Origin of the sequence: Acinetobacter sp. SwsAc4, assembly GCF_013391535.1 — a bacterium.
GTDB lineage: Bacteria > Pseudomonadota > Gammaproteobacteria > Pseudomonadales > Moraxellaceae > Acinetobacter.
Genome location: NZ_JACAXC010000015.1, coordinates 13,787 through 26,287, shown reverse-complemented (window position 1 = coordinate 26,287; position 12,501 = coordinate 13,787). Strand labels below are relative to the sequence as shown.

The 12,501-nt window shown below is 40.7% G+C and carries 14 protein-coding genes and 1 pseudogene; 5 read left to right on the top strand and 10 right to left on the bottom strand.

Annotation, left to right across the window (positions count from 1 at the left end; translation table 11 throughout):
• Positions 1 to 15: 15 nt before the first annotated feature.
• Genes HYG88_RS08865 through HYG88_RS08850 form a run of 4 tightly spaced genes read right to left on the bottom strand, consistent with a single transcriptional unit; the run spans position 16 to position 2,957 of the window.
• A complete protein-coding gene (locus HYG88_RS08865) occupies positions 16 to 576 on the bottom strand; it encodes a Maf-like protein (protein ID WP_087535740.1) in 561 nt (186 codons plus the stop codon).
• Positions 564 to 1,055, bottom strand: a complete 492-nt coding sequence (gene mreD, locus HYG88_RS08860) for a rod shape-determining protein MreD (RefSeq protein ID WP_178882942.1) — start codon at positions 1,053 to 1,055, stop codon at positions 564 to 566. Before mreD ends, HYG88_RS08865 begins: the two co-directional genes overlap by 13 nt.
• On the bottom strand, positions 1,042 to 1,899 hold the full coding sequence (mreC, locus tag HYG88_RS08855; protein WP_178882941.1) for a rod shape-determining protein MreC: 858 nt from the start codon (positions 1,897 to 1,899) through the stop codon (positions 1,042 to 1,044). Before mreC ends, mreD begins: the two co-directional genes overlap by 14 nt.
• Positions 1,900 to 1,916: 17 nt before the next feature.
• Positions 1,917 to 2,957: a rod shape-determining protein gene (locus HYG88_RS08850; RefSeq protein WP_004664594.1), complete on the bottom strand. Its 1,041-nt coding sequence runs from the start codon at positions 2,955 to 2,957 to the stop codon at positions 1,917 to 1,919.
• 133 nt (positions 2,958 to 3,090) lie between these two features.
• Between HYG88_RS08850 and gatC the strand changes: the two genes are divergently transcribed.
• From gatC to HYG88_RS08830, 4 genes are all read left to right on the top strand, one after another.
• Complete coding sequence (gatC, locus tag HYG88_RS08845) at positions 3,091 to 3,408, top strand: Asp-tRNA(Asn)/Glu-tRNA(Gln) amidotransferase subunit GatC (RefSeq protein WP_004664595.1); 318 nt, start codon at positions 3,091 to 3,093, stop codon at positions 3,406 to 3,408.
• 53 nt (positions 3,409 to 3,461) lie between these two features.
• Positions 3,462 to 4,940, top strand: coding sequence for an Asp-tRNA(Asn)/Glu-tRNA(Gln) amidotransferase subunit GatA (gene gatA, locus HYG88_RS08840; protein ID WP_178882940.1), 1,479 nt, complete (start codon positions 3,462 to 3,464; stop codon positions 4,938 to 4,940).
• Positions 4,940 to 6,409: an Asp-tRNA(Asn)/Glu-tRNA(Gln) amidotransferase subunit GatB gene (gene gatB, locus HYG88_RS08835; protein WP_178882939.1), complete on the top strand. Its 1,470-nt coding sequence runs from the start codon at positions 4,940 to 4,942 to the stop codon at positions 6,407 to 6,409. Before gatA ends, gatB begins: the two co-directional genes overlap by 1 nt.
• An 82-nt stretch (positions 6,410 to 6,491) precedes the next feature.
• A complete protein-coding gene (locus HYG88_RS08830; RefSeq protein WP_004678218.1) occupies positions 6,492 to 7,433 on the top strand; it encodes a DUF5655 domain-containing protein in 942 nt (313 codons plus the stop codon).
• 6 nt (positions 7,434 to 7,439) lie between these two features.
• Here HYG88_RS08830 and HYG88_RS08825 read toward each other — a convergent pair whose 3' ends face one another.
• The 5 genes from HYG88_RS08825 to HYG88_RS08805 form a co-directional block, all read right to left on the bottom strand.
• On the bottom strand, positions 7,440 to 7,847 hold the full coding sequence (locus tag HYG88_RS08825; RefSeq protein WP_004908659.1) for a PIN domain-containing protein: 408 nt from the start codon (positions 7,845 to 7,847) through the stop codon (positions 7,440 to 7,442).
• The gene (locus HYG88_RS08820; protein WP_178882938.1) at positions 7,844 to 8,095 is read right to left on the bottom strand and encodes a DUF6364 family protein; all 252 of its coding nucleotides are present in this window, start codon (positions 8,093 to 8,095) and stop codon (positions 7,844 to 7,846) included. The genes HYG88_RS08825 and HYG88_RS08820 overlap by 4 nt, the downstream gene beginning before the upstream one ends.
• A gap of 89 nt (positions 8,096 to 8,184) precedes the next feature.
• Positions 8,185 to 8,709 carry a hypothetical protein gene (locus HYG88_RS08815; RefSeq protein WP_178882937.1) on the bottom strand — a complete coding sequence of 175 codons (525 nt, stop codon included), beginning with the start codon at positions 8,707 to 8,709 and terminating at the stop codon, positions 8,185 to 8,187.
• A gap of 122 nt (positions 8,710 to 8,831) precedes the next feature.
• Positions 8,832 to 9,602: a hypothetical protein gene (locus tag HYG88_RS08810; RefSeq protein ID WP_178882936.1), complete on the bottom strand. Its 771-nt coding sequence runs from the start codon at positions 9,600 to 9,602 to the stop codon at positions 8,832 to 8,834.
• Between the two features lie 35 nt (positions 9,603 to 9,637).
• Positions 9,638 to 10,714, bottom strand: coding sequence for a DUF1176 domain-containing protein (locus tag HYG88_RS08805; protein ID WP_178882935.1), 1,077 nt, complete (start codon positions 10,712 to 10,714; stop codon positions 9,638 to 9,640).
• A 125-nt stretch (positions 10,715 to 10,839) separates the two neighbouring features.
• On the opposite strand from HYG88_RS08805, the pseudogene HYG88_RS08800 reads away from it, so the two are divergent.
• Positions 10,840 to 11,142, top strand: a pseudogene (locus HYG88_RS08800) (DUF4850 domain-containing protein); the annotation flags it as partial.
• Between the two features lie 53 nt (positions 11,143 to 11,195).
• On the opposite strand, the gene sbmA reads toward HYG88_RS08800, so the two are convergent.
• On the bottom strand, positions 11,196 to 12,392 hold the full coding sequence (sbmA, locus tag HYG88_RS08795) for a peptide antibiotic transporter SbmA (RefSeq protein WP_005161960.1): 1,197 nt from the start codon (positions 12,390 to 12,392) through the stop codon (positions 11,196 to 11,198).
• Positions 12,393 to 12,501: the final 109 nt, after the last annotated feature.

The window sequence follows — 12,501 nt, the reverse complement described above, 5'->3', positions numbered from 1 at the left end:
CCGAAAGTGTCTACTTTAAATTTTAACGCTTTCTAATAACAGTGCTGTTTCGTACAACGGTAAACCGACCACATTACTATAACTACCCCGAATTTGGGGAATATATTGAGCTGCGATCCCTTGGATTGCATACGCCCCTGCTTTTCCAACAGGTTCACCCGTTGCCCAATATTTTTCCATTTCGGTATGACTTAACTGTTGCAACTCGACTTGAGTTCTAACCACTTTACTTAAGCATTGGACAGAGCTTGCCACACAAATTCCAGAGTACACATCATGCCATTGCCCAGAAATTGTTGACCAGATTTCAAATGCGTGCTGCTTTGATTGTGGTTTTCCAATGATCTTACCTGCAAAACTTAAACTGGTATCCGCAGCAATCACAATTGCATCAGGAAATAAACCTAGAACAGCATGTGCCTTTGCTCTCGCCAATCGTTCAACATAGTGTTCAACAATTTCACTTTCTCGGACACTTTCATCGATATCTGGACTATATATTTCAAAGTCCAGACCTAACTGTTGTAGCAGTTCTTTACGACGAGGTGAACTCGAAGCTAAAATTATGCGCGCCATTTTTGTAAGCAGTAATAAACCATCGGCCATCCTATCACGCTACTAACAAGCGGTTGCCAATGTCGCGCTATTGAAAAATGTGTACTCGATATTGTTTGACTCATCCACAAAAAGGTTAAATGTGCAATAATTGCAAGTACAGCGATTACCCATGAGTTCGCGAAAGTTAAAATTCGGCGTTCACGAATAAAATAACGCGTACCAAACGTAATCAAAACAAAACTTAGTGCATTTAAACCCAAAGGCGCATCTAACAATAAATCAGTGAAAATCCCCACTCCAAAGGCGAACCAAACCCCGCACCAACTAGGTTGATAAAGAATCCAGAACAGCATGGTCATCAGCATAATGGATGGTCGCCATCCTGAAGCTTCATAAGCAATGGGATAAACTAAAAGAATAGACCCGATAATAATTGAGATGATAATCATCCAAAGTGGATCTTTGCGTTTTTCAAAACTCAATCTAGCGATCGGCATAAGGTTGCTCCTGCGCTAAAGATTCTGAAAATAACACCACCACATGATGACCACTGGCAAGCTGTGCCGCAGGAATAACATCAATTTCTGCAAACTCACCTGAAGTATGACGGCTAACCTTAGAAACAGTACCCACCAAATAGCCCGCAGGAAAATGTTCGCCCAAACCCGAACTAAATACTTTATCGCCCACTTGGATGTTGGCGCTCGTCGGAACATATTCCATTTTTAGGCGACCTAAATCACCTGTTCCAGATACAATCGCACGCATTCCTGTCCGTTCTAAACGCACAGACAGCGAATGTTCTTTATCTGATAACAACATGATACGAGAACTATGCGGGTACACATTAATCAGTTGTCCCATAATCCCTTTATCATCGAGAACAGTTTGTCCAACTTTTAAGTGATCCATAGAGCCACGGTTAATGATAATAATATGGCGTAATGGGTCGGCATCGGTTCCAATCACTTCTGCAATTTGCATACGACCATCAATAATCAATGGCGTATCCAAAAGCCCCCTTAAACGGTTATTTTCCGCGGAGAGTTCTGAAAGTTTTTGGAGTCGAACTTGAGCTTGAAGGAGTTCAGCCTGCATTGCGGTATTTTCACGGCGCAATTGAGTTTCAGATTTGGTTTGTTGGTTCAGCCATTCTCGCGACAATACAGGATAACTTGCCAGCGCATAAATTGGATTATACGCTGCATACAAGACATCTCTTGCAGGTTGAATCACATAAGGCATGCGCCAATCAAAGAAAAGCACCACCAAACATGAAATAACCGCAATAATAAATGAGCGAAAAGATGGCGGTTGTCTTGAAAAAAGATTCGGTTGCACCGCCTAGTCCTTATGATTTAGCCAACAAAAAGCATGTCATGGTTCGGATTATCAAAGAACTCTAAGACTTTACCGCCACCACGCGTGACGCAAGTTAAAGGGTCATCCGCAACAATCACAGGTAGACCTGTTTCTTGCGCCAGCAGTTTATCAAGGTTACGCAATAATGCGCCGCCACCAGTCAACACAATACCGCGCTCTGCAATATCCGAAGAAAGTTCAGGTGGAGTTTGTTCTAAAGCAGATTTTACTGCGCTCACGATGCTTTGTAATGGGTCAGCAATCGCTTGTGAGATTTCATCAGAAGTGACGGTAATCGCACGGGGTACACCTTCTGCCAAATTACGACCACGAACTTCGATTTGAAGGGTTTTACCATCAGTCACAGCCATACCCACTTCTTTCTTAATGGTTTCTGCTGTGGTTTCCCCAATCACGCAACCATGCGCTTTACGCACATAATTGATAATTTGCTCATCAAATACATCGCCACCGATACGTAATGAATCGGCATAAACACAGCCTTGTAATGAAATGATCGCAATCTCGGTCGTACCGCCACCCACATCCACCACCATCGAACCACATGCTTGTTCGACTGGCATACCTGCACCAATCGCTGCCGCCATTGGCTCTTCAATCAAACGCACATCACGTGCGCCTGCATTAAATACAGCCTCACGAATCGCACGACGTTCAACTAAAGTCGATTTACATGGGACACACACCACAACACGCGGTGCTGGTGGAAATAAACGCTTTTCATGTACTTTACCGATAAACTGATTCAACATGGTCTCAGTGACTTCAAAATCGGCAATCACACCGTCTTTCATCGGACGAATCGCTGAAATATTCGCTGGTGTACGACCTAACATTTGTTTAGCATCAAGACCAACAGCAGCAACAATTTTTTGTGAACCGCTATGACGAATCGCCACAACAGTCGGTTCATTTAATATAATGCCACGGCCTGGTGCATAAATCAGTGTATTTGCCGTACCTAAATCAATGGCTAAATCCGGCGAAAACAAGCCAATTAGTCGTTTTAGAATCACGGGGGCGTTCTCAATTAAACTTTGTATGGATGCAAGGTGGCAACTTTAACGAAATGTGATGCTTTGAACAAGTCAATCGCTTATTATAACGCACGATATTTTGCAATTTTTTGATACTGAATTAGGTAAAGTTATGTCTACATCATCAGATGCTCAGCAGACAACGGACTTAAATGCACAGACCGTTTCAGCGATTGCACATCTTGCTCGCTTGTCTCTAAATGACACGCAATCTACTGAATATGCTCAAAGTTTAAATAAAATTCTTGGCATGATGGAAAGCCTAAAAGGCATTAATACCGATAACGTTGAGCCTTTGAAAAGTCCTTTTGATAATCCGCAACCTTTACGTGCTGATATTGTAAGTGAAAGCAACCATCGTGATGAATATCAAGCGGTCGCTCCTGCAACAGAAGCAGGCTTGTACCTTGTACCTCGCGTAATTGAATAATTTCTATTCGATTAATCAATATTTTATATTTAGAATGTAAAGAAATTTTTCATATGACAGATTTACATCGCTTATCAATCCGTGAACTCTCTGAAGGGCTAAAACAAGCTCAATTTTCATCACGCGAATTGACCGAACATTATTTAAAACGTATTGCCAAAATTGACCCGAAAGTAAAAAGTTATGTAACGGTGACAGCAGAACAAGCACTTATTGAAGCTGATGCTGCTGATGTTGCACTTAAGTCAGGTCATGCACATGCGTTGGCAGGTATTCCTCTTGCACACAAAGACATTTTTTGTACCCAAGGCATTAAAACAACTGCCGGTTCAAAAATGTTGGATAACTTCATTTCACCTTACGATGCGACCGTCGTTGCCAAAGCCAAAGCTGCAGGTCTTGTGACTTTAGGTAAGGTGAATATGGATGAATTCGCAATGGGTTCAACCTCTGAAAGTTCATATTTTGGCGCGACAGGTAACCCGTGGGCATTAGATCATGTCCCAGGTGGTTCATCAGGTGGTTCCGCTGCGGCTGTTGCTGCGGACTTAGCTCCGATTGCAACAGGTACGGATACTGGTGGTTCAATTCGCCAACCAGCTTCATTCTGCGGCTTAACAGGCTTAAAACCGACCTATGGTCGTGTATCACGCTTCGGTATGATTGCGTATGCATCCTCACTGGATCAAGGCGGTCCAATGGCACGTTCTGCGGAAGACTGTGCTTACTTGATGAATGTGATTGCAGGTCATGATGCCAAAGACTCAACTTCGGTGAATAAAGAGGTTGACGATTACGTTGCTAACTTGAATGGCACAGCAGTCAAAGGCTTACGCATTGGTATTCCAAAGCAATACTTTAATGTGGCAGGTTTAGACGCCGATGTAAAAGCACGTGTTGAAGAATCATTGAAAAAACTTGAAGAGATGGGTGCAATCTTGGTTGAGATTGATCTCAACATGACTGAAGCCTATGTACCGACTTACTACCTGATCGCCCCTGCGGAAGCTTCTTCGAACCTGTCACGTTTTGATGGTGTACGCTATGGCTACCGTTGTGAAAATCCAGTGGATTTAATGGACTTGTACAAACGCTCACGTTCAGAAGGGTTTGGTGCTGAAGTACAACGTCGTATCCTGATCGGGACGTATGCCCTGTCTGCGGGTTACTACGATGCCTACTATGTCAAAGCACAAAAAGTACGTCGTTTGATTCAGCAAGATTTCCTGAAAGCATTTGAAAATGTTGACGTGATTGCTGCACCATCTGCACCAACCACAGCATATAAAATCGGTGCAAACCTCAGTCCGACTGAAATGTATTTAGGTGATATCTATACCCTTGCAGTGAACTTGGCAGGTCTGCCTGCGATCAACGCACCTATTGGTTTCGATAAAGACAGCTTGCCTGTGGGCTTACAGTTGATCGGTAACTACTGGTCAGAATCACAATTGCTTTCGATTGTGCATCAATATCAACAAAATACAGACTGGCATACCAAACGTGCGGCAATTGCTGAGGAGAATGCATAATGACTGAAGCTCAAAAGTTAAAGTTAATTGACGGTTGGGAAGTCGTTATCGGGATCGAAATCCATACTCAGCTTGCCACAAAGTCTAAAATCTTCTCTGGTTCATCGACTGAATTTGGTCAAGACCCAAATACACAAGCCAGCCTTGTTGATTTAGCCATGCCGGGCGTATTGCCTGTATTGAATGCCGAAGTGGTTGATCTTGCAATTCGCTTTGGTTTGGGTATTGATGCCTATATCGATCAAGCATCTGTGTTTGCGCGTAAAAACTACTTCTATCCAGATTCGCCAAAAGGCTATCAGATCAGCCAGATGGAAAATCCGATTGTGGGCTTGGGTCATATCGACATTCAACTGGAAGATGGTACGACCAAACGCATTGGCGTGACCCGTGCCCATCTTGAAGAAGATGCAGGTAAATCGATTCATGACCAATTCGAAGGTATGTCGGGTATCGACTTAAACCGTGCTGGTACGCCATTGCTTGAAATCGTATCTGAGCCAGATATGCGTTCGGTTGAAGAAGCGGTTGCTTATATCAAGTCTATTCACACGCTTGTGCGCTGGTTAGGTATTTCTGACGGCAACATGGCAGAAGGCTCATTCCGTGCTGATTGTAACGTGTCATTACGTCGTCCGGGTCAACCTTTTGGTACACGCTGCGAGTTAAAAAACCTCAATTCATTCCGTTTCATCGAGCAAGCAATCAATGTTGAAATTGAACGCCAAATGGAAATTTTGGAAGATGGCGGCACGATCGACCAAGAAACCCGTTTGTTCGATCCGAACAAGATGGAAACTCGCTCAATGCGTTCGAAAGAAGAAGCGAACGACTATCGCTACTTCCCTGATCCAGACTTATTGCCAGTGATCATTGCCGATGAGCAGATTGAAGCGGCACGTGCTGCGCTTCCAGAGTTGCCTGCTGCTCGCCGTGTCCGTTTTATGGCTGACTTCAGTGTAACTGAATACGATGCACATGTATTGACGCTGTCACGCGAAATGGCTGACTTCTACGAAGCTGTTGTCGCTGCTGCTGGCGGTGCTGCGCAAGGTAAGGTCTCTGCAAACTGGGTGATGGGCGAATTCTCAGGTGCTTTAAACAAAGCAGGCCTAGAATTGGCGGACTCTCCTGTTTCTGCTGAGCAGTTGGGTGGCATGATCGCGCGTATTGTCGATAACACCATTAACGGCAAAATCGCGAAGCAAGTGTTTGGCTTTATGTGGGAAGCAGAAGGAAAATCTGCGGATGACATTATTGCTGAGAAAGGCTTAAAGCAAGAAACCGATACAGGCGCGATTGAAGCGATTATCAAAGAAGTGCTTGCAGCCAATGAAAAAATGGTTGAAGAATACAAGTCTGGTAAGGAAAAAGCCTTTAACGGTCTAGTTGGTCAAGTCATGAAAGCTGCAAAAGGTAAAGCCAACCCAGCTCAAGTGAATGAGTTGATGAAGAAATTGATTGGTTAACTTATTAGCCAATTTATTGATTTCATGTTATAAAACCTCGTATTGATACGGGGTTTTATTTTTTAAATAAGGTTTTATCGTCATGCCAATTTTCGATATAAATAATAATTTACAATTACACACTGTGCAAAAAACCAACTTCCCTTTAGAAAAAGATTTGCAAACTTTAATTGAAAACAACCTAATCACTGTTTTTAACTGCCGTTTTATCGCAAGTGAATTTTCAACGGGTGCAATTCATGCTGGTCGAATTGATACTCTAGCTCTATCTGAAGATAATAATCCTGTCATTATTGAATATAAAAAAGTAGAGTCCTCAGAGCTCATAACACAAAGCCTATTTTATCTTCATTGGATTCAAGATCATAAAGGTGATTTTGAAATAGCAGCTCAAAAAGTACTAGGAAACAATATAGAAATTGACTGGTCAGATATTCGGGTCATTTGTATTGCACCAAATTATAAAAAATACGATCTACATGCAGTACAAGTTATGGGAGCAAATATTGAATTATGGCGTTATCAACTTTTTTCAAACCAAAGTTTGTATCTTGAGGAAGTTTTTCATAACACAACATCAAATACGCCAGTAACTCTCAATCAAACAGCGAAAAACCCTGTCATGGTTGCAGCGGGAAAAAAGGCTGCTATTACACGAAATATCGGACAATACACCATAGAGAGCCATCTACACAATAAATCTAAAGAAGTTATTGAGCTCATGGAAGCATTACAAGATATGATTATGGGTTTTGATGACTCGATTGAGGAAATTCCTAAAAAATACTATATAGCCTATAAAAGCACACAAAATATTTTAACTGTGGAAGTTCGCTTACGAAATTTAAAAATTTATTTAAAATTAAAACCTGAGGATATTCCTGTAAATACTCCAAATTATCGTGATGTTTCCAATATAGGGCATCATGGTATTGGCGATGTCGAGTTTACGATAACCAACCTCAATGAACTGATAGATACCAAACCATTTATAGAGTTAGCCTATAATAAAATTGGCGGTTAATTGTACTCAATCAATGAAAATTCTCGGTAAAACCACTTTCAACTCAGCAAATTTGTAATCCTGAATATTTCGAGTGACAATCATCGTACAGCCAAAACTTAAAGCAGCGAAATGTTGGATAGCATCTTCAAAATCAGTAAATTTAGAATCTAAAGCTTTTGTAATTCCAACATGATCAACAGGAATAATGAGTAAAAATTTTAAAAGTTGTCGGATAAAAAAACGCGCTTTCTCATCCCCACCCAGTTTACGCAAAATATAATAAATATTGGCAACACTATTTGATGAAATACAGCCTGTAAAAATCCCACTTTCACATAGAGCTAAAACCTGTTGACTTGCTTCAACAAAAGGCTGGCGCGCTAAAGCAACATCTAAAATCACATCAGAATCAACAAAAATACGCTCACTCATAGATGCTTTTCCAAACGTGCATCTGCGAGTAATTCTTTATAATCCTGCCTATTGTCCTGTGCAGCGAACATTCCTGTCAAATTTTCAGTAATCGGGCTTCTGAATTCATTATCTTTATTTGCTTGAGCTGAAATACGATCTAAATAAGCCTCAACCAAACTCGAAACACTTTGCTGATGTTGCTGTGCATAGTGCTTTGCTCGTTCAATCACATTTTTATCAATAGACAACGTCAGTTTTGCTTGCATAGCCTCCCCCTATACGTATTATTCAATCAATTATACGTATAGATTGTTTTTTAGCAAATCATTTTCGTGGATGAAGAAAAGTGAATTGATTACTTCCCTCTTAACACACCCAACTTATTCCATATATCAGGTGTTAAAAAAGTCGTAACCAATTTATTTAAATCAATATAACGCAACGTACCTTGTAACTGCTGTCTGACCGCTGGGTCTTTGACAATATCCTGCCCTGCACTCTGACCTAACTGTTGAAAAGCTTCGCCAACCGCTTGAATCCCCTCAGCCTGAATCACAGCCTTAGTCTGTGTCGAACACTGCTCCACGATCACACGCTGCAACACCTGCGCCACGCTTTGATCTAACGCATTTTTCTGTGCTTCGGTCACATGACTAAACTGCTTTAACTCAGGATGATTCGACAACGCTACAAACGTCCACTGCAATACGGTGGTTTTATCGCTCGCCGTGGTGGACTTCACCAAACATTCACTGAGTCGGTCAACGGTTGGCCCTGCGATTGCCACTTGGGTTGTTCCCAACACAGCCGCAACCATTAATATAGAACGACTCAAATGAGAAAATTTACGGCGTGATGAGGTATAAATAGTAGGAGACATAAGCAAAGTTCCAAAAAGCAATCAGTCTCTTTGTACCACGCACTATACAAATCATCTGTTATGACGCTGTAAATTGCGTAAGCTCAAAGCCTAAAAAATTAGGCAAAATGTAAAACCCGAACTTAACCTTGTCCTTGATAATCCCAATGTGCAGGAATATTTGGCTGCTGTGGTGCTTTGTTTAGATCAATATTGAGATTGCGACTACCCTTAAATGATTTTTCACCTGAATCTGATGCTGGTGATACATCTAAACTATAACGATAACGGAATTGCCACAACATCGGCTTAAGCGGACGAATATCTAGACTCAAACTATCTTCATCGTGACATTTACCTTTTGAAGTTTCATAATCCCGCTCAGAGAAACACGCCCGAATCATGCGATTAAAACTAAAAGGATAATTTTCAATAAAGCGATGTGTCTGCCCTGAATCCTTTAACTCATAAAAATTAGCACGCTCAATCCCTGCACCACCACCTGAATACATTTCTGAAAAGGTATCAATCTGTGCAATCGCATAACGATTTTCAGTCATTGGAAATAGTTTAGGAAAAATATATTGGGTAGTCCGTGCTGTTTCCTCAGAGGGCGCTAATTGCATATGCCACTGATGAGATAATTTCAGTCCAGTTGTTGATAGACGAAATTGAGCAATATCACTTCCTGACAATAACCATAGATATTGATCCGCAGTTTTTAAACTACGCCATTGCGCTTGCTGTTGGCAGAGATCTTTAAGTTGCTCACATATTTGCGTCTGCTCAATCTCACTGAGTTGTCCTTTTTTAAACTCAAATATCTGCAATGGCGCAGCAAAAATTGAAGAACTTAAACAACTAAATGAAACCGTTAAAATCAGCCCACTTAAATGAATTTTATTATTCAGCATGATATTTCCTTAGGCTATTTTATTGATGTAACGCTTTATTTTACAACGGCTTCGATTTTATCAAGCTCCCATACACCGCCCGCAGCAAGCCCTTTACACATGCCTGTCCACATATCTTTGGTATGTACAAATTTCTGCCCATCCCAAACCCATTCATCACTTGACCAGCAGTCTCCAATTCCCCGTCCTTTTTGTGAGCTACTGATTATCCCATCCCCAACATCGGAGGCATGTTCAGTCACAAAAATTGCTTTTCCTGTTAAAGACTCATCCAGCACCCAAGCTCCATACCCCTCATTATATGCTCCACGCCAGCACAGAGTCGTTGCCAATACTTTTTTATTGCTTAATTTGTAGAGTTCAATCGACTGAGGTTTTACGCCATCACTCGTATAAATTCCCTCACAAAAACCATCTTGTTTGGGTGTAGGTTGTGCTGCCATCAATGATTTATACACTGACTGATACTGCTTATTATTAGGCTGTAGAGTTAAATAAGGTTTGGTGGCTGTTTTAACATGTTTCACCAGCAATTTCGGTTGAGCCGCTAAAACTTTTGCTTCGTTTATTTTTCCTTTCCTGACCAATGCCCCTATTGTTCCAACACGTTTCTGAAAATCATCCATTTTTAATAAGCTTGCGGTCATGCCTGCATCCGAAATATTCCATTGCAGTCGGTTATTTTTAAATACTATGTTTGCTTTTCCACTGGCCTGTTGCAACAATCCATTCACCTGTGCTGCGGTCAATCTACCCACAAGAGGGAATTCAGTGCCATCCACCAAGACAGGCCCTAAATCCTTGCCATTGATATAAAAATGAATATTTTTAAGCTGAGTTTTAGGAATTTGAGGTTCGGTAAACCCATCACCCAAAGCAAACTCACCTGTGACTTGCTGAGCTTTGCCCGCCTGACGTGTTAATAGGATAGATGCTGGATAATCATCACTGGATTCATTGTGATAGCCTGCTACTCGACATGTTCCTGTATTACTACAGTAAATTTCCCAATCTTGATGTGAAAATGAAATCCCTTTGATTTCTTGTGCGAAGCTAGTAGAACTGAGTGCCATAAAGCAGCAAACTGAAAGTATATTCTTCACTGGTATCATTCTGTATTACTCATATTTATTATCAAACTTGAAAACAGTTTAAAGGGCTGATCTACACTTGTCATATGTCATTTTATTGCAGAAGATATGAGCTTAAAGCAAACTGAGTTTGGTGAAATTTAAAATCATTTTGTGTAGGTTGCGGCATGCCAAATGCGACGCTTTATTTTCCGCATCTTTTAAAACAAAGTGTGGAATATGAATACGGCGGTTATCAAGATCCACTTAAATTACTAAAGATCGTACACCCTTCAAAACAAATCGCTTTCTTTAGTTATCAGATTCCTAAGCTGAAGAACAGAACACATGGCGTAGCCAAATATCAAGATGAAGACACGTTTAACTTTAGAGAAATCAAAGTCACCGTTGATCAATCACAACAGCATTTGGTTGGAACTATTCTAAATTTTTACAACGCAACTCACTAATCAAATCATAGGCACAAAAAAACCTGCTAAGTTGCAGGTTTTTTTAATCACACTTATTTTTTTAAAATTGACTCGAAAGCTTTTAAACGTTTATAAATTGAGAGTAATTCAATAATGGTTTTCCATGAACTGATGAGATATTGAAATGATTCACGCACTTTATCAAAGATGTTACTGATTTGATTGATCAAGCCTAAAGTCATTTTACCTGATGCAATCGCTGGAAATAGGACAACTAAGCTGTATAAAACATCGAGTTGCTTATACCAAATCGCGACTAGATTAAAATAAGCATAGTGAAAATAAAGTCTAAAATAATTTAAACGAACTTTACTGAATAACTCTTTCAATGTAAGCGGATCAGCACGATTTTCATGGTCTTCCCCATAAACCAGTTCCTTACGATAAGCTGCTTCAACTTTTTGATTGTTAAATTGCAAGCCTGGTAGTTTTTGCCCGACAAACATTAAAATAATCGTACCCACGATAGCCCAAACCACAGCAGCCCACACCAATGAGTGTTTGATTTCACCAACGACAGGTAAGACAGGTACTTTTTCTGAAATTTTGAACAATAGCGGTAAAAAGGCAATGAGAACCATCACAGATTTAATCAACTCAACACCTAAATCCTCGACGATAGTTGCGAAGCGCATCGTATCTTCCTGAATACGCTGCGAAGCACCTTCAACGTGGCGTAATTGCTCCCAATTTTCTGTGTAGTATTCATTCATTGCTGTCCGCCAACGGAATACATAATGACTGGTGAAAAAGGCATTAATCACGGCAAATGTAACAGCAACCATCGCAATATAAAGGAATGTTAGCGTACCTTTATATAGATCATTAATATTACCGCCACCTTCACTTAGCATCTTTTGGATCATATCCCAAAATGGACCATACCAAGCATTGATCGCAACACTTACCTGCACGCCAAACCAGATATTAAACAAAATAAATGCAGAACCCCAAACTGACCATTTCTGCCATTTATTATCAGAAAAAAATCGCCAGAACCCTGCAAAAAGTGCTGTTGAAGCCAAAAACCAAATATAAAACCAAATGAATGATGCTGATAAAAATCGACTCACACCAACAGGTAGCTCTGCTTCAGCATACCCTTTGGTAAAACCGAGATATTCACCCCACCCATGACCACCTGTATACCAAAGCAGCATATTCAGGGCTAACCACACAACGACTGAAATAAAGAACAAGCGTGGATTAGGAAAAAAAGATTTAAACATCGCGTTTAACAATCCTTGTAGTGTTGCTATTGACGTTGGAACGTCATCCTATAATTTCAAACTTAAATTTGTCTGATAAAAACGTTTAATGAATGGTAGTTATTTACAG